Below are 20,311 nucleotides of genomic sequence, written 5' to 3'. Positions count from 1 at the left end.
CGCATCCGCGCCGTACGTCCTGGTTTACCTCAGCATCCGGCCGGGGCTTTACCCGGTATATAGCCATCAAGAGGGAGAATTAGGGCAGCGGCGCAGTGTGCGGGGCCCGTCGCGCGGACGAAGTCGGTGCGCGACCGGGCCGGGGCACTGCGCGAAGTGCGGTGCGTTGTGGAGGAGCCATGGCACAGACCCGATTCGCCCCGGACCGTGGGCTGACCTCGCGCATGGTCATGACGATGTTCTTCATCGGGCTGCTGTACGTCGTGGTCGTCAGTGCGCTGGTGGTGCTGCTCAAGGGCGCCTGGGTGGTGGTGCTGCTGATCGCGGGGGCCATGTTCGTCGCGCAGTTCTGGTTCAGCGACCGGATCGCGGCCTTCAGCATGGGGGCGCACGAGGTCACGCCGGAGCAGGCACCCGAGCTGCACGGCGCCGTGGACCGGCTCTGCGCCCTGGCCGACATGCCCAAGCCGAGGGTCGCGATCGCCGAGTCGGATGTGCCGAACGCCTTCGCCACCGGCCGCAACCAGAAGAACTCCATGGTCTGCGCCACGACGGGGCTGCTCAGGCGGCTGGAGCCGGAGGAGCTGGAGGGCGTGCTGGCCCACGAGCTCTCCCATGTTGCCCATCGGGATGTCGCGGTGATGACCATCGCTTCGTTCCTCGGCGTCCTGGCCGGCATCATCACCCGCGCCGCCCTGTGGAGCGGTGTCGGGCGCAACAACCGGGACCAGAACGCCGCCATCGCCGTGCTGATCGTCACGGCCGTCAGCGTCGTCGTCTACGCCATCAGCTTCCTGCTCACCCGGCTGCTCTCGCGCTACCGCGAACTGTCCGCGGACCGGGCCGCCGCGATACTGACCGGCCGTCCCTCGGCACTGGCTTCCGCCCTGACGAAGGTCACCGGCCAGATCGCGCGGATCCCGACCGAGGACCTCCGCAAGGCCCAGCCGTTCAACGCGTTCTACTTCGCCCCGGCGTTCAACAAGGAGAGCTTCAGCCAGCTGCTGTCCTCGCACCCCACCTTGGAGCAGCGGCTCGACCAGCTGGGACGCATAGCGGCGCAGCTGGGGCGGCCGTGAACGGCGGCGACCGGCCGGACGGCAGTGACCGACGCGTGGCGACGTTTCCCGTGAAACATGCCACCGCGTCACCGGAGCAAGAGATCAAGGAGTAAGCCGCGCATGGGATTTCTGGACGCCATCCTCGGCCGCAGCAAGCCGGTACGCCCCGATCTGGACCAGCTCTTCGCGCTGCCGTCCGCCGCGGTCACCTTGCAGGCCGCGGCCGGATTCACCCCCACCGGGCTGGGGTCGGTGTGTTTCGCGAGCGTCGAGGGCGGCACGTTCTCGCGCATCCAGGAGGAGGCGCGAGCGCTGCTGGACGGTTCGGTGGAGTTCACACAGGACGCGTACGGCTATACGTGGCTGCTGGTCCGGCACGCTCCGGAGGACGTGGCGGGCCTGGTCAACGATCTGCACGCGGTCAACACGTCCCTGGAAGAGGCGGGGTTCGGTCCGCAGCTGCTCTGCTCACTGCTCGGGTTCCGCGATGAGCGACAGCGGTCGTTGGCGCTGGTCTACCTCTACAAACGCGGCACGTTCTATCCCTTCGCGCCGCGGCTCGGCGAGGAAGAGAAGCGCGACAACCCGCTCGAACTCCAGGTACGGGCGATGCTCGGGGACGATCTGACGGTCGAGAAGGATCTTTCCCGATGGTTCCCGGTGTGGGGAGCGCCTGGGCTCTGACCTGCGTGTTTCCTGAGGGGGAGGTCAGTCCTGGGGGTTTTCCGAGGGGGAAGGTCAGCCGGGGAAGCGGAGGAATTCCGGCGGCACACGGCCGGTCAGCCAGACCCCGTTGGCGCTGACGTGGAAGACATGGCCGGCTCGGTGCATCGCGCCCGCGTCGACCGTCAGCACGACCGGTTTGCCGCGCCGGGCGCCCACTCGGACCGCGGTTTCGCGGTCCGGTGAGAGGTGCACGGCATGCCGGGACATCGGCCGCAGCCCCTCCTCCCGTATGGCGGCAACGCTCCGTGCCACCGTGCCGTGGAAGAGGAAACCCGGAGGTACGGCCGGCGGCAGCCCGAGCTCGACGTGCACGGAGTGGCCCTGATTGGCACGGATGCGGCCGTTGTCCAGGGCGTAGCGCTGCTTGTCGTTGTCGGCGACCACGGCCTCCAACTCCGCTCGGGAGAAGGGGAAACCGTGCCGCCCGGCGGCTTCGATCAGTTCCGTCACCGGCACCCAGCCCTCAGCGTCGAGGGTGATGCCGATCCGCTCCGGTTCATGGCGGAGGTGTTTCGCCAGGTACTTCGAAATGCGCACGGAGCGCTGGTGGTTCATGCCTTCAGCATGCCGCGGTGCAGTGGCCGCGGCAGCTGAGATTCGGGTGGCGGACGCGCGGGGCCCGGTGCGCGGCCGCCGTCAGCGGTGGGTCCGGCGCGGACCTCACGCCTCGCTGGGCTGCTCCGGGGGCGGGTGCTCGTTCTGTCCCGTCTGCCCCGTACCGAGCTGTGCGCGGGCCAGCTCACTGGCCTTCCTGGCCTTGGCGCTGGTCACCTCATCGGCGGCCCAGCGAGCCCACTCCTCCATCGTCGCGGACGCTCGCAGGCCGCACTCCAGCACGATCCGCCCGTAGACAGAGATCATTTCGTCGTCCCACTGGGCGGTTTCGTCGACCTGCTCGTAGGCGGCGTGCGCGCGGGCGGCGGACTCGGCCTGGGTGAGGAGGTAGGTGCGTGCCTCCAGCGGCGTGAGTATGCCGAGGAAGAACACCCGCAGCAGGTCGTCGTGGCGCTGCGGGCCGCTGGGTGCGACCTCGGTGAGCCAGTGGCGCAGCTCGGCCAGGCCGTCGTCGGTGATCGCGTATTCCTTGCGGCCGCGCGGGCCGTGGGCGGAGACCTCGACCAGGCCGGCGGTCGTGAGCTTGTTGAGTTCGCCGTACACCTGGCTCTGGGTCGCCGGCCAGACGCTGGTGAGCGAGGCGTTGAACAGCTTCATCAGGTCGTAGCCGCTCGCCGGGGATTCGGAGAGCAGGCCCAGCACCGCATGTCTCAGGCTCATGACTCGCACTTTACCTTCCACAATCGACATGTCAAAGGTGGACTTTCCAACTTCGACATGTCAGAGTTGGAATGTCGCTGGGGCGGGGAAGACCTGAACCCAGGTCGCACGCTGCTGCCGGGCCCGTCGGTCCGGCGCACCGTCGAGCAGTCGTCCGTGGTCATCGGACGCGACCGAAATGGGGGGATCATGAATTACCTGCGGAGCTTCGTTCCATGGCTGGTCTTCGCGGGGGTGTCCGCGGTCGGCTGGCAGTGGGGGGCGCTCGCCGGGCTGGTGGTCTCGGTGGCGCTGCTGACAGCGGACCGTGCCGCGGGGCTCTCGCTGGAGGCCCGGCTGTTGGAGTACGGCACCATCGTCTACTTCGCCGGCCTCTCCGTCGTGGCCTTTACCCACCCCGACAGTGGCCTCAAGGCATACGGCAGCGCGCTGTCGGTGGGCTGGCTGGCCCTCATCGCCTGGGTGTCGATCGCCGTCCAGCGCCCCTTCACCATGACGATCGCCCGGCGGATGGCCCCGCCCGAGGTCTGGGACACCCCGCTGTTCCGGCGCATCAATGTCGTCATCACCGCGGCCTGGGCGCTGTCCTTCACCCTGACCGCGATCGCCCAGGCCCTCATAGCCGCCTACGGCCTCGGCGACGTCTGCTCGATCCTCGTCCAGGTCGCCGGATTCGTTCTTCCCGTCCGGTTCACCGCCGCCTACCCGGACCGGGCTCGTGCCCGCTTCCTGCGGGAGTCCGGCCCGCGGCTCGACGTTCAGGAAGGTCTGACCTCATGACCACCACCCCGTCCACTGCGGTATCCGAATCCTCCGCTCCGCCACCGCACTTGGCCGGCAACTTCGCCCCGGTCACCGACGAACTGACCGCCTACGATCTCCCGGTCACCGGAACCATTCCGCCGGAGCTCACGGGCTGGTATGTGCGCAACGGCCCCAACCCGCAGGACGCCGACAGCCCCCACTGGTTCTTCGGGGACGGCATGGTCCACGGCGTGCGCCTGGAGGGCGGCCGGGCCCTCTCCTACCACAACCGCTGGGTCCGCACCTCGACCTTCGCCGAGGGCATTCGCGTCGTTGACGCGCAGGGCCGCCGCAATCTGGCCGCCGGCGTCGCCAACACCCATATCGTCCGGCACGCCGGTCGCACGCTGGCGCTCGTCGAGTCGTCCTTTCCCTACGAGATCGATTGCCGACCCGGGCACGAGCTGGAGACGGTCGGTCCCCATGACTTCGGCGGTCGGCTCACCACGGCCATGACCGCCCACCCCAAAACCTGCCCAACCACCGGTGAGCTGCACTTCTTCGGCTACGGCGGCTCCAAGCTGCCCTATCTGGCCTATCACCGAGCCGATGCAGAAGGGGAGTTGGTCGTCAGTCGCCCCATCGACGTTCCCGCCGCCACGATGATGCACGACTTCCATCTGACGGCCCGCCACGTCATCTTCATGGACCTGCCGATGGTCCACGACCGTAACCGCGTCGGGATGCCGTACAGCTGGGATCCGGAGTACGGGGCCCGCCTGGGCGTGCTGCGCCGCGACGATCCCCATGGCGAGGTCCGCTGGCTGCCCATCGACCCCTGCTATGTCTTCCACTCGCTGAACGCCCATGACGACGGCGAGCACCGGATCGTCCTCTACGTATCCCGCTACGCCACGATGGACGGCCGTGCGGCGCCCTGCCTGTGGCGCTGGACGATCGATCTCGCCTCCGGCACCGTGGCCGAGGAACAAATCGACGACCACCTGGGCGAGTTCCCCCGGCTGGACGACCGGCTCGCAGGGCAGGCCGCCCGCTTCGGCCATGTCACAGCCGCTGAGGGACCGGGCACCGGCGCGATACCCGGCGCCCTGCTCCGCTACGACCTGGGGACCGGTGCGGTGGTGCGGTACGGCTTCGGCCCGGGACGTACCCCGGGCGAGGCGGTGTTCGCCCCGGCTGACGACCGTCCGGGTGGGCCGGGCTGGCTGATCACCTACGTCTATGACGCGACCACCGACACCAGCGATCTGGTGATCCTCGATGCGGAGGACCTCGCCGTCGGCCCGGTCGCAACGGTCTCCCTGCCCCGCCGGGTCCCTTACGGATTCCACGGCAACTGGCTCCCGGATCCGGCCGTATGACAGAACCCGAAGGGGTGGCTGGGCGGCGCACGTCCCGCTCGATCTTTGACAACTGGAGAGGGCAGCAAGCTGAGGCGGGCCGGAGAAAGCCCGGAGAAGGGCAGACACGGGGGGAAGGCGAGAGACCGGGCAAGGGGAGGCTGCCCGGAGGCACCTGCGGGCCGTTTCAGCGCCCAGGGGCGCCTTCCTCGGAGGGCTGGGGCGCACGGGCGGCCACGGTCAGGGCGTCCATGGCGCGAGCCTGCACCTCGCGTTGTGCGGCGGCGGCGATGAAGGCGGCCGTGTGCTCCGGGCCGACCAGGTCGCGTACGGCCTGAACGGCCTCGACAGGCAACAGCACGGCCTCCGCGTCGGTCGCGGGACGGGGGTCCGCGGCGGGTCCGGAGGCCACCGCCGCCCCCGGAACGGCCACCGGTTCCGAGGCGGCCACCGGTTCTGAGGCGGCCACCGGTTCAGGGGCGGCCACCGACCCGGTGGTGCCCTCCGGCTCCGGAGCGACCGCTGACGTCGAGTGGGCCCCCGGTCCGGTGGCGGAGAGCGGCTGGGGCCTCGGTCCGGCCTCGGTCCACTTGACGGGCCACCCCCCGTCGCCCTGCCCGGCCGGCGCCGTTGCGTCGGTGCCCGGTCCGTCTGCCGCACGGCAGTCGGGCTCCGGCCGGCCCGACGACAGGGCCTCGGTGAGGTGGTGACGGATGTACCGGGTGGCCAGTGTCCGCATGGCGCGGGCGAGTTCGGCGTCGATGGTCTGTTGGGCCAGCGGCCGGAGCCGGCGTACCAGCGCGGTGGCTTCCGCCGTCCCGGCCTCGGTGGGGGGATGGTTGAGGAACGCCTGGAAGACGTGCTCGGTGGTGAAGTCCAGGAAACGGGAGGCGATGTGCTCGACCTGGCCGCGCACCTCTCGCAGATGTTCGGAGATCGCCAGGAGCGGGACACCCGCCGAGTGCAGTTCGGCGGCGACGGCGAGTTCCTGGGGACTGGGGACCAGGAACTCGCCGTCCCGGCCGGGGACGCGTACCAGGACACCGAGCTCTACGGCTTCGGTCACCGCCTGTTCGTTGGGGGTGCCGCCGAAGGCGGAGTCGAGGTCGGCGCGGCTGATGCGGGTTGGTTGCTCGTCCGTCCATGGCCCGTCGATCTCGGCGACCAGGCCCAGGACGCCACCCAGGCCGCGTCCGGCGTCCCAGGCGTCGAGGAGTTCCTTGATGCTGGCGAGGGTGTAGCCGCGGTCCAGCAGGTCGGCGATCTGACGCAGCCGCGCCAGGTGGGTGTCGCCGTACACATTGGCGCGGCCGCGGCGCTCGGGCCGGGGGAGCAGTCCTCGGTCCTGGTAGGCGCGGATGGTGCGGACCGTGGCGCCACTGAGATGGGCCAGGTCCTCGATGCGGTACTCGGCCGTCGGCGGCTGCTCGGTCGTCACTGCGGTGCTCCTTACGGGGCGGCCGCCTCGTCGAGGAGGCCGTTTTGCCGGTCAGCCATCACCGGATGACTGCCTTCATGGCGGTTGCCTGTGGGGCGGCCGTGCCGAGGGCCGGGCGTGCCGTGGACGTCGACCGCGCCACCGTTGGCCTTGCCATGGGCCGGGTGCGGCGGTGCCACGATACGGCCGCCCCGCGGGGCGCCTGGGCGGGGCGGCCGCCTCAGGGGACGGTCGGTGCGGGATGGCTCGGCACGCCGGGTCGGCTCGGTGCGCCGAGCGAGAGATGGGCCCGCCGACACATCAGTCGCGGCACGGGCGGGCCGGCTGCTTCCGTTGCGGGGAGGTGGGCCCCGGCAGGCGGCACGCGCCCACGGCGCCGGTGTTCCCGTGACACCCGACGTTCGTACGACGTCCCGGCACCTGCGGCGTCCGGTACGGACGGTCGCTACTGGAGTGCTGCGCGGCCCAACGCGCCGGCTGCGGCGCGGGCGGCCGGGGAGGCGGCCAGATAGGCGAGGGCGGCACGGAGTGAGCCTTCCTGGGAGGGGTGGTAGGAGCGCCGCACATAGCGGGGTATCGCCGCGCCCAGTTCCCGCCAGGTGGGCAGCAGCCCCTTGCGGACGGCGCGGTTGTGCTCGCGCAGCGAGTAGCGGGCGGGGGCGGTCAGCTGGGGGTCGTGGCGGAGGAGGTAGGCCGCGCCCCAGGACCAGAGGTGGAGCAGGACGGGGGCCGTCACGCCCATGGCCAGGACGCGGCGGGCATAGCGGGCGGGTTCCTCACCGCCGAGGTGCTGGTACATGTCGAAGGCGACCGCGCGGTGCTCGACCTCTTCGGCCCCGTGCCAGCGGAGCAGGTCGAGCATCACCGGGTCGGGGCCGGCACGGTCCAGGTCGTCGGCGGCCAGGACCCAGTTGCCGAGCACTGCGGTGAACTGCTCGATAGCGGCGATCAGGGCCAGCCGGAAGCGCAGCCACTCCCGTTCGGGGATCGGGACGCTGAAGGGGGGCCGGTCCCCCAGCAGGTACTCGAAGAGGAAGTCGACGTGCCGGGTGTAGGGGCCGGTGTCGAGGCCCTGGTGGGCCAGGTGGTCCAGGACGTAGGAGTGCTGGACGCTGTGGGTGGCCTCCTGGCCCATGAAGCCCTTGACGTCCTTGAGGAGCTGTTCGTCCCGGACCAGGGGGAGGGCCTCCTTGAAGACCTTGACGAACCACCGCTCACCGGCGGGCAGCAGCAGGTGGAGCACATTGATCACATGGGTGGCGGTGGGTTCGTCCGGTATCCAGTGCAGCGGGGTCCCGCGCCAGTCGAAGGCGACCCGGCGGGGCGCGATGGGGTGGTGTTCCTGGGGGCGTGGTGCGCTCATCGACTGCTCCTGACGTGCGTGGTTCTCCTGATCTCGGGGGCTGCGGCCGGGCCGGAGGTGTCCGGCCCGGCCGCCCGCCGGGTGCGGGCCGTGGGGCGAGGGTGCGGGCCGGTTACACGGGGGGCTCGATACGAGCCAGGGCGCGCAGTGCCCGTGGGGTGAAGCGGGACAGCAGATGGGCGCCGCGCGCCTCGGGGGTGACCGGGACCACCGCCTGGTTGCGGACCACCGCGCGCAAGAGGGCGTCGGCGACCTTCTCCGGCGGGTAGTTGCGCATCCCGTACATCCGCGCGGCCTTGGCCTGGCGGCGCTTCTCCTCCTCGGCGGAGACGCCGGTGAAGCGGGCGGTGCCGGTGATGCCGGTGTTGACGAGCCCGGGGCAGATGGCGGTGACGCCGATGCCCTGTCCGGCCAGCTCGGCGCGCAGACACTCGCTGAGCATGAGGACGGCCGCCTTGGAGGCGCTGTAGGCGGGCAGGATCCGGGACGGCTGGAAGGCGGCGGCGGAGGCGGTGTTGACGATGTGGCCGCCCTGGCCGCGGTCCGCCATCCGCTTGCCGAAGATCCGGCAGCCGTGGATGACGCCCCACAGATTGACGTCCAGGACCTTCTTCCAGTCCTCGGTGGTGGTGTCCATGAAGGAGCCGGAGAGGCCGATGCCGGCGTTGTTGACCAGCACGTCGACGGTGCCGTACTCGGCGTCGACCTTGTCGGCGAGCTTCTCCATCGCGGCCTCGTCCGAGACGTCGACGGCCTCGCCCCACGCCTCCGGTGCGCCGATCAGCCGGGCCAGGTCGGCGGTGCGGGCGGCGCCCTCGGCGTCTCGGTCGACGGCGATGATCCGCGCGCCGGCCTCCGCGAACGCGAACGCGGTGGCCCGGCCGATCCCGCTGGCCGCGCCGGTCACCAGCACCAGTTGACCGCCGAAGCGGTCGGCGTACGGTCCGGAGGCCACGATGTCCTTCGCCGGGTCGCCCTCCTCCTTGGCGGTGACGAACTCGCCGATCCACGCGATGAGTTGATCGGGGCGGGTGCGCGGCACCCAGTGTTTGGCCGGGAGCGTGCGGCGCACGAGCTGGGGCGCCCACTGGTCGAGGTCGTCGTAGAGCCGCTGGGAGAGGAACGTGTCGCCGGTCGGGGTGATGAGCTGGACCGGGCAGTGTGCGTAGGCGTCCGGGCGGGGGCGGCGCAGCCGGGCGCGGACGTTGTCGCGGTAGAGCCAGGCGCCGTGCGCCGCGTCGGTGGGCAGCGAGGCGGTGGGATAGTCGCCGCCGGGGACCTTCTCCACCCGCTGGAGGATTCCCGGCCACCGCTTGCCGAGCGGGCCCTTCCAGGCCAGTTCGGGCAGCGCGGGGGTGTGCAGCAGGTAGACGTACCAGGACTTGGCGCCCTGGTTGAGCAGTTGGGCGGCCCGTCCGGGGGTGGGGCGCGCCAGCCGCTTCTTGATCCAGTGGCCGAAGTGGTCGAGGGACGGTCCGGACATGGAGGTGAAGGAGGCGATCCGGCCCTCCGTGCGCCGCACGGTGGCGAACTCCCAGGCTTGGACGGAGCCCCAGTCGTGGCCTACGAGGTGGACCGGCCGGTCGGGGCTGACCGCGTCCACGACAGCCAGGAAGTCGTCGGTCAGCTTCTCCAGGGTGAAGCCGCCGCGCAGCGGCCGCGGTGCGGTGGAGCGGCCGCAGCCCCGGACGTCGTAGAGCACCACGTGGAAGTGTGCGGCGAGGCCGCGGGCGACCTCGGACCAGACCTCCTTGCTGTCCGGATAGCCGTGCACCAGCATCACCGTGGGCCGGTCCGGATCGCCGAGCTCGGCGACGCACAGCTCGATCCCGCCGGTGCGCACCCAGCGCTCCCGGGCCTCCGGGAGCCCGGTTCCGGCCGCTGTCGGCCGTCCGGTGTCCCGTCCCCGGGCCTGGTGCTCGTCCCGTCCACGTCCCGTCTTCACGCGGCCTTCTCCTCCTGCCAGCGCCGCACGTGCGGCAGATCGTCGTCCAGCCAAAAGGCGCTTTCCTGTGGGTCCTTGGAGTCCGTGACGACCAGGATCTCCTCGAACTTCGCCCCCGTGCCACGGAAGCCGAGGTGGGGTTCGACCGCCCACAGCCCGGGCTGCGGTGGGTGGTCGGAGAAGGTGTACGGACTCCACAGCGGGGACCAGCCCTCCCGGTGGCCGTGCAGCGCGTCGGAGGCGAGGCCCTTGAGGGACTGGGTGCCGAACCCGAAGAGGGTGGGGGACCAACGGCGCTGCCGTACCCGGTCGACCTTGTGCGCGATGACGCCGAAGGGATAGGCGCGGTGGCGGTTGGCGTACCCCTGCCGCACCATCAACCGTTCGACGTCCTGGTAGATCTCGCGCAGCGGGCGGCGTTCGCGGACCTCGCGCAGGATCAGCTCGCGGTGGGCTTCGAGGTCGGCCAGGAGCCGGTCGTGCACGGGGTTGAGGCCCAGGCAGCCGGAGTAGCCGATGTCGGCGGTGAAGCCGTTGTGGACCGGTGCCATGTCGAGGATGAACGGCATCCCCGGTTCCAGTTCGCGGTGGGTGGGGAAGAACTGCAGCGGCACCCGGAAGTTGACGAACGCGGTGCGGTCGCCGAACCACGCGAACGGCAGGTGGAACCAGTCCCGTACGCCGCGCTCGCGCAGCCACTCGCGTTGCATCCGCGCCGCCGCGCGCTCGGTGATCCCGGGCTTGAGCTGGGCGGCCACCGCTTCCGCGCAGGCGTAGGCGAGGCACTGTACCTCCCGGAATCCCCGGAGCTCGGCGGTGAGTTCTCCCGTTGCTGCTGAGGTCGCTGAGGTCGCTGAGGTGACTGAGGCCATCGCCAACCGTCCGTCCGTAAGCGCTTCATCGCGGTACGTGCCCGTAACTTGCCACTGATGAATGTGACAATGACCGGCGGCTGCGTCAAGGGGTGTGCGGCCGGCGAGGCCAACGACACGGCACGACCCTGACTCCTGTGCCGCTGAAGCAGGAGAACCCCTACGGGCATGTCGTACCCCAGGGGTACACGAAGACCACCGCTGGGGTTGACGACGGATGTGGCGGCCGCCACTACCGTCGAACACGTGACTGTGATCGTGACCGAAAGCCTTACTAAGCGGTACCCGAGGGTGACCGCGCTGGACCGGCTCTCCGTTGACATCGCCCCCGGGGTAACGGGCCTGGTGGGTGCCAACGGTGCCGGCAAGTCGACCCTGATCAAGATCCTGCTCGGGCTGGCTCCGGCCACCGAAGGGACCGCCCACGTCCTCGGACTGGACGTGACCAAGGACGGCAGCACCATTCGTGAACGGGTCGGCTACATGCCCGAGCACGACTGCCTGCCACCGGACGTCTCCGCCACCGAGTTCGTGGTGCATATGGCCCGGATGTCCGGCCTGCCGCCGACCGCGGCCCGGGAGCGCACCGCCGACACCCTGCGCCACGTCGGGCTCTACGAGGAGCGGTACCGCCCCATCGGCGGCTACTCCACGGGCATGAAGCAGCGGGTGAAGCTGGCCCAGGCGCTGGTGCACGACCCGCAGCTGGTGTTCCTGGACGAGCCCACCAACGGCCTCGACCCGGTCGGTCGGGACGAGATGCTCGGCCTGATCCGGCGCGTCCACACCGACTTCGGGATCTCGGTCCTGGTCACCTCCCATCTCCTGGGGGAGCTGGAGCGCACCTGTGACCACGTCGTCGTCATCGACGGCGGCAAACTGCTGCGCTCGTCCTCCACCACGGAGTTCACCAAGGTCACCACCTCGCTGGCGGTGGAGGTCACGGACACCGACGTCCACCCGGACGGCACCGGAGCGCTGCGCACGGCCCTGGCCGCGGCCGGCGCCGTGGTGACCACCGGCGCACCCGGAGCCGAGGGGCTGGCCTCCCCCGGGCACGTCCTCCTCGTCGAGGCGTCCGGGGACGAGACGTACGACCTGGTGCGCGACACCGTCGCCGGGCTGGGGCTCGGCCTGGTGCGGATGGAACAGCGACGGCACCAGATCGCCGAGGTGTTCCGCGACGCGGACGCACAGGCGGCGGCCGGTGCGGCGGCGCAGGCCGGCGCCGCACCGACGGAGAGGAATGCGACGGCGGGGCAGGGCACCGGTCGGCCCACCACCGTGGGCGGAGGAGACGCAGCATGAGTACGGAAACCACGCCGGGCGGCGCATACATCCACAACATCGGCTACCGGCACTACGACGGCCCCCGGTTGGGCCGTGCCTATGCTCGACGGTCGCTGTTCTCGCAGAGCCTGCGCGGTGCGTACGGCCTCGGGCGGTCGGCGAAGAGCAAGGTGCTGCCGATGCTGCTCTTCGGAGTGATGTGCCTGCCCGCCGGGATCATGGTCGCGGTGACGATGTTCACCAAGGCCAGCAACCTCCCGGTCGGCTACACCCGGTACGCCATCTTCCTCCAGGCTGTCATCGGCCTCTATCTGGCGGCCCAGGCCCCGCAGTCCGTCTCCCGCGACCTGCGGTTCAAGACCACCCCGCTGTATTTCTCCCGGCCGATCGAGCGAGCCGACTACGTCGTGGCGAAGTTCGCGGCGATGGCGAGCGCGCTGTTCATCCTCACCGCCGCCCCGCTGGTGATCCTCTACGTCGGGGCGCTGCTGGGGAAGCTGGACTTCCTCGACCAGACCAAGGAGTTCGGGCAGGGGCTGGTCTGCGTTGCGCTGCTCTCGCTGCTGTTCGCCGGGATAGGGCTGCTCGTCTCGGCGCTCACCCCGCGCCGAGGCTTCGGGGTCGCCGCGGTGATCGCCGTGCTCACCATTCCGTACGGTGCGGTCAGTGCCATCCAGGGCATCGCCACCCTCCAGGGGAGCGAAGCCGCCGTCGGCTGGCTGGGGCTGTTCTCGCCGATCACCCTCATCGACGGGGTGCAGTCCACGTTCCTCGGCGGCACCAGTTCCTTCCCCAACGGGCTGACGCCGTCCACCGGCGCCGGAGTCGTCTACCTCCTCGTCACGCTGCTCGTCATAGCCGGCTGCTACGGCCTGCTGATGCGCCGCTACCGGAAGGCCGGCCTGTGACCTCCTACCCGTCGCCCGACCGCCACCCCTCAAGGAATGGGCTGCGCCCATGAGCGCCCACCCGTCGCCCGACCGCCACCCCTCAAGGAATGGGCTGCGCCCATGAGCACTCTTCGTATCGACCACGTCTCGCGCTGGTTTGGGAACGTCGTCGCCGTCAACGACATCACCATGACCATCGCCCCCGGCGTCACCGGCCTGCTCGGTCCCAACGGCGCCGGGAAGTCCACCCTCATCAACATGATGGGCGGCTTCCTCGCCCCCTCCAACGGCACCGTCACCCTCGACGGGACGACGATCTGGCGCAACGCGGCAAGCTACTGCCACATCGGCCTCGTCCCGGAGCGGGAGGCGATGTACGACTTCCTCACCGGCCGTGAATTCGTGCTCGCCAACGCCGAGTTGCACGGCCTCGGCCGGGCCGCGGCGGCCCGGGCGCTGGCCACGGTCGAGATGGAGTACGCCCAGGACCGCAAGATCTCGACGTACAGCAAGGGCATGCGGCAGCGGGTGAAGATGGCCTCCGCGCTGGTCCACGACCCGTCGGTGCTGCTGCTCGACGAGCCGTTCAACGGCATGGACCCGCGGCAGCGGATGCAGCTGATGGAGCTGTTGCGACAGATGGGCGACGAGGGCCGTACGGTCCTGTTCTCTTCGCACATCCTCGAAGAAGTCGAGCAGCTGGCCTCGCACATCGAGGTGGTGGTGGCCGGCCGGCATGCCGCCTCCGGTGACTTCCGCAAGATCCGCCGGCTGATGACCGACCGCCCGCACCGCTACCTCGTCCGGTCCGACAACGACCGGGCGCTGGCCGGGGCACTGATCACCGACCCCTCGACGGCCGGTATCGAGGTGGACGTCGTCGAGGGCGCACTGCGCATCCAGGCCGTCGACTTCGGGCGGTTCACCGAACTCCTGCCACGGGTCGCCCGCGACCACGGCATCCGCCTGCTGACCGTCTCGCCCTCCGACGAGTCGCTGGAATCCGTCTTCTCGTATCTCGTAGCGGCCTGAGGCCAGAAAGGAGCCCTGAGGCAGCATGTCCACGACCTCTCCCATGGCCCCGCCGGCGCCCGCCGCCGCGCCCAAGGCCGCGCTCTTCCACCCGACCGTCGCCCGGCTCACCTACCGGGCGCTGCTCGGCCGGCGCCGTGCCCTGATCCTCTTCGCGCTGCCCGCCCTCCTGGTGGTGATCTCCGTGGTCGTCCGGGCGCTGACCGGCGCCGATGACGCCACGGCCGGCGGCATCCTGGGCGGTTTCGCGCTGGGGACGATGGTTCCGCTGATCGGTGTGATCGCCGGGACGGGTGCGATCGGGCCGGAGATCGACGACGGCTCGGTGGTCTACCTCCTGGCCAAGCCGGTCCGCCGCTCGACGATCATCATCACCAAACTGCTGGTCGCGATCGGGGTGACCGCCGTGTTCTCGGCGGTACCGGTCCTGGTGGCCGGATTCGTCCTCAACGGCAACAGCCAGCAGATAGCCGTGGCGTATGCGGTGGCGGCGGCCATCGCCTCGGTCGCCTACAGCGCCCTGTTCCTGCTGTTCGGCACCATCACCCGGCACGCCGTGGTCTTCGGGCTGGTCTACGCCCTGGTCTGGGAGGCGTTCGTGGGGAACGTCGTCCCCGGGGCGCGGACCCTCAGCGTCCAGCAGTGGGCGCTCGCGATCGGGCAGAAGGTCGGCGCCGAGGGGGCCCTCAGCTCCGAGGTCCAACTCCCGCTCGCGGTCTGCTTGCTGGTGGTCGTCACCGTCGGGGCGACCTGGTACGCGGCGCGCCGGCTGAAGGCGCTGACGCTGGCCGGGGAGGAGTGAGCGACCCCCACCGGACAGGACCTCAGGGCCTGTCCGGTGGGCACGGGCAGGCGCCCCGGTGCGGCCCGGCCGGCCAGTGAGGCCGGTGAGGGCCGGTGGCGGAAGGGCTACCCGCCGGTGGCGGCGTTGCCGGCGGCGGTTTCCTTCTGCGCGTTGTTGAACTCCTGCACGTTCCGCAGGTGCTCCTGGTAGTTGGCGGTGAAGCGGGTGTCGCCCGGTGTGACGGTGACGAAGTAGAGCCAGTCACCCTCGGGCGGCGCGGCCGCAGCCTTCAGCGCGTCGGCACCCGGATTGTCGATCGGGGTGGGCGGTAGGCCCTCGAACTTGTAGGTGTTGTAAGGGCTGTTGGTGCGGGTGTCGGCGTGGCTGGTGTGGAGCGTGCTACGGCCGAGTGCGTAGTTGATCGTCGAGTCCATCTGGAGCGGCATCTTCTTGGCGAGCCGGTTGTCAATGACCCGGGCGACCTTCCCCATATCGGCCGGCCGGTCCGCCTCGGCCTGCACGATGCTGGCGATCACCACGGTGCGGTACGCGGTGATGCGGTCGGCGGCGAGCCGCTGATCGGCGGTTCTGACCATGTACGAGAGCAGCGACGCCGGGGTGGTGTCCTTGCGGAGCGGATAGGTCGCCGGGAAGAGGTAGCCCTCCGGGTTGCCCTTCGCTTCGGCGGGCAGGTCCAGGTGCGCCGTCTTGGCGGCCTGCGCGGTGGTGCCCTCGGGAACGTTCAGGGCGTGGTCGGCGGACGCGTAGATCTGGGAGGCCCGCTGCCCCTCCGGAACGGTGAGCTGCCCGTACTGCCGCTCGCGCAGCAGCCGCGGCACGATCAGCACGGCGAGGACGACCACGACGCACAGAACGGCGACAAGAATGAGCCAGCCGATGCGGGAGAGCCGCGGTCCGGGCCGGCGACCGGTGTGCTGCACATCGCTCATGGGGGCACGGTAGGGCAGCCGGCTGTGATGTGGGGTCGTCTCGTCACACCGGATCGCATCTGATGGCGGGACAGGACCCGGCGTCAGCCGGGCGCCGGGCCGGGCGCCGGCGCCCGCGCGGGGCGGCCCGGGGCCGCTGCCTTCCGCTAGACCGTTGGTGCGGGCGGAACGGGGGAGATACGGCGGGGACGGCCCCCGACCCGGCCCCGATCTGGCCCCGGCCCGGCCCCGGTCCCAGCCGCCGCCCCCCCAGCTACCGCCCCAGCCCTCGGCTCACCTTGCGGCGCGCTCCGCACCCCCGGCTCACGCCGCGGCGTTTTCCCCGATGCGGCGGTCGCGGCCTGCGCCCAGGCCCAGCAGGGCGAGGCCGGCACAGACGGCGAGCAGTAGGAGGAGCGGGACGGTCCAGCCGGCGGTGGCCTGGTGGACGGCTCCCAGGGCCAAGGGGCCGACGGCGGCGAGGAGGTAGCCGCCGGTCTGGGACATGCCCGAGAGCCGGGCGGCGGTGTGCGCGTCGCCGGACCGCAGCACCATCATCGTCAGGGCCAGACCGAGGGCGCCGCCCTGGCCGACACCGAGTACCGCCGCCCACAGCCATGCGCCGGCCACCGGGGCGATCAGCAGCCCCGTGACACCGCAGGCCATCAGGGTGGAGACCGCCACGCCCAGCAGCCGCTGGCGGCGCATCCGGCCGGCGAGCGTCGGGACCACGAACGAACCGGCCATCTGCAGCAGCGTGCTGAAGGCGAAGACCAGCCCCGCCTCGCTCTTGCCCATGCCGTGGTCGGTGAAGATCGTCGGCATCCAGGCGATGATCACGTACGCGATCAGCGACTGCGAACCCATGAAGAGCGTCACCTGCCACGCGAGCGGCGAGCGGGTCAGCTTCGGGCCGTGTCCGGTGGGGTGGGCGGGCGTCGCCGCGGCCTCGCCGTGGTGCGTGCCCCGGCGGGCGAGCACGGCCTGCGGAAGCCAGACGAGGGCGGCGACGGCGGCGAGGAGCGCCCAGGAGACCAGAGAGCCCTGCCAGCTGCCGAGGGCGTTCTCCAGGGGGACGGCCGAGGCGGCCGAAACGGTCGCGCCGAGGATCATCGCGGTCGAGTAGAGCGCCGTCATGCTCGCCGCCCGCTCCGGGAAGTCCCGCTTGATCAGGCCCGGCATCAGGACGTTGAGCAGGGCTATGGACCCGCCCACCACCGCGCAGCCGGCGAACAGCGCGGCGACCGGCGGCGCGATGCGCAGCACGATGCCGCCGCACAGCGCGACCAGCGCACCGCACAGCGCCGCCTCGGTGCCCCAACGGCGCGCCAGCCGCGGCGCGATGACCGACCCCAGGCCCATGAAGACCAGCGGGATGGTGGTCACCAGGCTGCTGGTGGTGGCGGCCAGGTGGAAGTGCTGCGCCATCTCGTTGAGCAGCGGCGAGACCCCGGCGAGCGCCGCGCGCATGTTCACCGCGGCGAGCACGATGCCGGTGAGGAGGAGGGCGGGGTGGGTCCGTAGCCGGCGTCGGGCGGCGGCCACCGGTGGGGCCGGGATCAGGTCTTCCTCGGCGTCGATGAGGTCGACCGGGGCAGTCGATTCGGTCCCTGACATGCGTGCGTACCTAGCCAATCGTGCACTCGTACTGGGGAAAGAAGAGGGAGGGCAGGGGAGGAGAGAAGGGGAGGGCAGGGGAGGGGAGAAGGGGGAGGACGGGGGAAGAGGGCGGAGGCCGGGCGTCATTCGCCGGCGAGGAGGGCCTCCACGGCCCGTTTGGGCTTCTCCAGGAGCGCGCGGGTGGCGCGTTCGGCGGCGTCCGGGTCGCCGTGCGCGATCGCGTCCAGGACGGCGTGGTGGTCGCCGTGCACGAGCCTCGGCATCGCCTGGTCATCGAGGGCGGTGACCAGCGCCTCCCGTACGGAACTGCTGAACCAGCCGTAGGTCGCCGTCAGCGCGGTGTTGTGCGCGGCCTCGACGACGGCCTTGTGGAAGGCGATGTCGTGGTCGGCGTAGAGCTCCAGGCTGCCGGAGTGCGGCTGGCCCTCGGTGTCCTCCAGTTCGGCCTGGGCGTCCAGGGCCGCCCGCATCCGTTCCAGGTCGGCGGGTTCGTGGCGGAGCGCGGCCAGCCGGGCGGCCTCCGCCTCCAGGGCGATGCGCAGCTCCAGGACGTCCCGGATGCCGGCCCGCTGGATGCCGCGCATGACCTCGGCCGGGTCCGCGGTGGAGACGACGAAAGTGCCTTCGCCCTGGCGCGAGCGCAGCATCCCGGCGTGTACGAGGACGCGTACCGCCTCGCGGACGGTGTTGCGGCCGACCTGGAGCTGTTCGGCGAGGGCGTGCTCGGTGGGGATGCGGGTGCCGACCTGCCACTCACCGGCGGCCAGTTGGGAGCGGAGGGCCTCGACGACGGTGTCGACGAGGGATTGCCGTCCTGCTGCCTTGAGTGCCATCGCCCTGATCCCGTGCCCGTTCCTGTGCGTTCGTTGTGGAGTCGTCGAGTGCCGTGGAGCCGTCGCGTCCATCGCGTCCATCGCGTCCATCGCGTCCGCCGCGTCCGCCGTGCATCCGGCGTCTGCCGCGTACGCGGAGCGTGCCGCGTCTGCCGCATCCGTTGCGACCGTGCGCCTTGCCTGTCTGCCCGCTTGCCTGTCTGCCCGCCTGCCGACGGTTCAGCCTCGCACGTTTGCCCGGTTGCCCAGTCATCCTACAACTGATTGTTTCATGGTGCAGCTAATGGGGGGGCGGCTGATGCGCGGTGCAGGAAATTGATCTGCAGTGGGGGCGGCCTCTGGTGGGTGGCGATCTGCGCCGGTGGACCCGGTGCCCTAATGCTGGAGCCCCCATGCTGGAGCTCCCAATGCTGGAGCCCTCGATGCTGGAGCCCCCAATGCTGGAGCCCCCGGTGGTGGAGTCCTGAGTGAGCACCATCACCGGGGGCGTTCCCGGGCCCGGCCGACCCCGAGCACGGGGGCGGCCCGGGGCAAACCGAGCCCGGGGGCCTACGGGGCCTACGGGGTCCGAGGGCCCGCAACGGTTCCGGGAGGCCGACGGCCGGACCAGTCAGAGGGGCGGCCGACCCCCTGAGAAGCCGACGGCCGACCCCCTCAGAGGCCGATGTCGCGTTCCTGGATGTCCGCCAGGGACTCCCGGCGGACCAGGAGCCGGGCGTGGCCCGAGGTGACCGCGACGACCGGGGGGCGGCCGACGAGGTTGTAGCCGGAGGCCATGGACAGGTGGTACGCGCCGGCTACGGGGACGGCGAGCAGGTCACCGGGGCGGATGTCGCCGGGCAGGTGGACGTCGGAGGCGAGGATGTCGCCCGCCTCGCAGTGCCGGCCGACGACGGTGACCGGCTCGGTGGCGACCGCCGAGCGGCGCCCGACCAGCCGGGGCGCGTAACGCACCCCGTACAGCGCGGGCCGCGGGTTGTCGCTCATCCCGCCGTCCACCGCGACGAAGGTGTGGGAGCCGGTGCGCTTGACGGAGAGCACCCGGTAGAGCACGACGCCCGCCGGGCCGGCGATGGCGCGGCCCGGTTCGACGGCCAGTCGCGGTACTGGGAGGCCGGCCGCCGCACAGCTGCCGGCCAGTTCGGCGCGGATCTTGGTGGCGAGTCCGGCGACGTCGAGAGCGGGCTCGCCGGGCCGGTACGCGACGCCGTGGCCGCCGCCCAGGTCCAGTTCGGGGAGGGTGATGCCGTGCTGCTCGTGGACGCGGGCCAGCAGGCCGACCAGGCGCCGCACGGCCGAGAGGTACGGCTTGACGGCGGTGATCTGGGAGCCCAAGTGGCAGTGCAGGCCGACGAGTTCGAGGCGCGGTTGGCCCAGGACGCGGGTGATTGCGTGCTGGGCGGAACCATCGGCGAGGGACAGCCCGAACTTCTGGTCGTCGGTGCCGGTGCGGATCTTGGCGTGGCCGCCGGCGGCGATCCCGGGGACGACCCGGATCAGCACCTTCTGCCGGCTGCCCACCGGGACCGCGGCGGCCAGCCGGGCGATCTCGGAGGTGCTGTCGATGACGATCCGGCCGACGCCGAGCCGTAGCGCGGTCCGCAGGTCGGTCGGGCTCTTGGCGTTGCCGTGCAGCACGATCCGCTCCGGCGGGAAGCCGGTGGTGACGGCGAGTTCCAGTTCACCGGCAGAGCAGACGTCCAGGCCCAGGCCCTCTTCGGCGACCCAATGCGCCATGGTGCGGCACAGGAACGCCTTGGCCGCGTAGTAGACGTCGGTGTCGGGGAAGGCGCGGAGGTAGGCGCGGCAGCGGCGGCGCACCTCGTCCTCGTCCAGGACGTAGGCGGGGGTGCCGAAGTGGTCGGCGAGTTCGGTCAGCGGGACGCCGCCGATGGCGAGGTCGTCCTCAGGGAGCGGCACGGTGGACGCGGGCCAGATGGCGAGTTGGTCCGGGTCGTGGCCCGCGTCGTGGTCCGAGCCGTGGTCCGGGCCGTGGTCCAGGCCGTGGTCCAGGGTGGGCGACGGGGCCGGCGACGGGGCCGGGGCCGGGGCCGGATGGTTGGCCGTCGGGAGCGGTGCGGGCGGCGTCGCGGTCTGCGGGGTCAGGGTGGTCCGGGGCAGGGTCGTGTGGCTCATGGTGGGGTGCCC

At 71.2% G+C, this 20,311-nt stretch carries 18 protein-coding genes; 8 read left to right on the top strand and 10 right to left on the bottom strand.

The annotated features are described in order from the left end of the window. Positions 1–179 precede the first annotated feature (179 nt). Together htpX and pspAB are read left to right on the top strand one after the other, a co-directional pair. Positions 180–1,079, top strand: coding sequence for a zinc metalloprotease HtpX (htpX, locus tag ACO0M4_RS18660; RefSeq protein WP_016570627.1), 900 nt, complete (start codon positions 180–182; stop codon positions 1,077–1,079). Between the two features lie 102 nt (positions 1,080–1,181). Beyond that, the gene (gene pspAB, locus ACO0M4_RS18655) at positions 1,182–1,745 is read left to right on the top strand and encodes a PspA-associated protein PspAB (RefSeq protein ID WP_430371802.1); all 564 of its coding nucleotides are present in this window, start codon (positions 1,182–1,184) and stop codon (positions 1,743–1,745) included. Between the two features lie 54 nt (positions 1,746–1,799). Here pspAB and ACO0M4_RS18650 read toward each other — a convergent pair whose 3' ends face one another. Together ACO0M4_RS18650 and ACO0M4_RS18645 are read right to left on the bottom strand one after the other, a co-directional pair. Beyond that, complete coding sequence (locus ACO0M4_RS18650; protein ID WP_430371801.1) at positions 1,800–2,342, bottom strand: RNA 2'-phosphotransferase; 543 nt, start codon at positions 2,340–2,342, stop codon at positions 1,800–1,802. A gap of 105 nt (positions 2,343–2,447) precedes the next feature. Beyond that, on the bottom strand, positions 2,448–3,062 hold the full coding sequence (locus ACO0M4_RS18645) for a PadR family transcriptional regulator (protein ID WP_430371799.1): 615 nt from the start codon (positions 3,060–3,062) through the stop codon (positions 2,448–2,450). Between the two features lie 189 nt (positions 3,063–3,251). Between ACO0M4_RS18645 and ACO0M4_RS18640 the strand changes: the two genes are divergently transcribed. Further along, entirely contained in the window at positions 3,252–3,842 is a 591-nt protein-coding gene (locus tag ACO0M4_RS18640) for a hypothetical protein (RefSeq protein ID WP_430371798.1), read from the top strand. Further along, on the top strand, positions 3,839–5,188 hold the full coding sequence (locus tag ACO0M4_RS18635) for a carotenoid oxygenase family protein (protein WP_430371797.1): 1,350 nt from the start codon (positions 3,839–3,841) through the stop codon (positions 5,186–5,188). Before ACO0M4_RS18640 ends, ACO0M4_RS18635 begins: the two co-directional genes overlap by 4 nt. Before the next feature lie 166 nt (positions 5,189–5,354). Here the strand turns inward: ACO0M4_RS18635 and ACO0M4_RS18630 are convergent, their stop codons facing one another. From ACO0M4_RS18630 to ACO0M4_RS18615, 4 genes are all read right to left on the bottom strand, one after another. After that, positions 5,355–6,605, bottom strand: a complete 1,251-nt coding sequence (locus tag ACO0M4_RS18630) for a MerR family transcriptional regulator (RefSeq protein WP_430371795.1) — start codon at positions 6,603–6,605, stop codon at positions 5,355–5,357. A 445-nt stretch (positions 6,606–7,050) separates the two neighbouring features. Continuing rightward, complete coding sequence (locus ACO0M4_RS18625; protein WP_430371793.1) at positions 7,051–7,968, bottom strand: metal-dependent hydrolase; 918 nt, start codon at positions 7,966–7,968, stop codon at positions 7,051–7,053. Between the two features lie 112 nt (positions 7,969–8,080). Then, positions 8,081–9,811 carry an SDR family oxidoreductase gene (locus ACO0M4_RS18620; protein WP_430373846.1) on the bottom strand — a complete coding sequence of 577 codons (1,731 nt, stop codon included), beginning with the start codon at positions 9,809–9,811 and terminating at the stop codon, positions 8,081–8,083. A 98-nt stretch (positions 9,812–9,909) separates the two neighbouring features. Continuing rightward, a complete protein-coding gene (locus ACO0M4_RS18615; RefSeq protein ID WP_430371791.1) occupies positions 9,910–10,785 on the bottom strand; it encodes a M24 family metallopeptidase in 876 nt (291 codons plus the stop codon). Positions 10,786–11,004: 219 nt separating this feature from the next. Here ACO0M4_RS18615 and ACO0M4_RS18610 point away from each other — a divergent pair, with 219 nt between their 5' ends. The 4 genes from ACO0M4_RS18610 (at position 11,005) to ACO0M4_RS18595 (ending at position 14,799) form a co-directional block, all read left to right on the top strand. Beyond that, on the top strand, positions 11,005–12,093 hold the full coding sequence (locus ACO0M4_RS18610) for an ABC transporter ATP-binding protein (RefSeq protein WP_430373845.1): 1,089 nt from the start codon (positions 11,005–11,007) through the stop codon (positions 12,091–12,093). After that, a complete protein-coding gene (locus ACO0M4_RS18605; RefSeq protein ID WP_430371790.1) occupies positions 12,090–12,983 on the top strand; it encodes an ABC transporter permease in 894 nt (297 codons plus the stop codon). The genes ACO0M4_RS18610 and ACO0M4_RS18605 overlap by 4 nt, the downstream gene beginning before the upstream one ends. Before the next feature lie 102 nt (positions 12,984–13,085). Next, on the top strand, positions 13,086–13,997 hold the full coding sequence (locus tag ACO0M4_RS18600; RefSeq protein WP_430371788.1) for an ABC transporter ATP-binding protein: 912 nt from the start codon (positions 13,086–13,088) through the stop codon (positions 13,995–13,997). A gap of 25 nt (positions 13,998–14,022) precedes the next feature. After that, on the top strand, positions 14,023–14,799 hold the full coding sequence (locus ACO0M4_RS18595) for an ABC transporter permease (RefSeq protein ID WP_430371787.1): 777 nt from the start codon (positions 14,023–14,025) through the stop codon (positions 14,797–14,799). Positions 14,800–14,906: 107 nt separating this feature from the next. Here ACO0M4_RS18595 and mltG read toward each other — a convergent pair whose 3' ends face one another. The 4 genes from mltG to lysA all read right to left on the bottom strand — a co-directional run bounded on the left by mltG (position 14,907) and on the right by lysA (position 20,299). Further along, entirely contained in the window at positions 14,907–15,731 is an 825-nt protein-coding gene (mltG, locus tag ACO0M4_RS18590) for an endolytic transglycosylase MltG (RefSeq protein WP_430371786.1), read from the bottom strand. Between the two features lie 303 nt (positions 15,732–16,034). Then, the gene (locus ACO0M4_RS18585) at positions 16,035–17,327 is read right to left on the bottom strand and encodes a CynX/NimT family MFS transporter (protein WP_430371784.1); all 1,293 of its coding nucleotides are present in this window, start codon (positions 17,325–17,327) and stop codon (positions 16,035–16,037) included. Positions 17,328–17,452: 125 nt separating this feature from the next. Then, positions 17,453–18,163 (bottom strand): FadR/GntR family transcriptional regulator, encoded by a 711-nt coding sequence (locus ACO0M4_RS18580; protein ID WP_430371782.1) that lies wholly within the window; start codon positions 18,161–18,163, stop codon positions 17,453–17,455. Positions 18,164–18,817: 654 nt separating this feature from the next. Then, positions 18,818–20,299, bottom strand: coding sequence for a diaminopimelate decarboxylase (gene lysA / locus ACO0M4_RS18575; protein ID WP_430371780.1), 1,482 nt, complete (start codon positions 20,297–20,299; stop codon positions 18,818–18,820). Positions 20,300–20,311 lie beyond the last annotated feature (12 nt).

The organism is Streptomyces sp. RGM 3693 (assembly GCF_050471125.1).
In the GTDB taxonomy this organism is placed as follows: Bacteria; Actinomycetota; Actinomycetes; order Streptomycetales; family Streptomycetaceae; genus Streptomyces.
The sequence above is the reverse complement of the archived record's forward strand: the minus strand, read 5'-3'. Positions and strand labels throughout refer to the sequence as shown.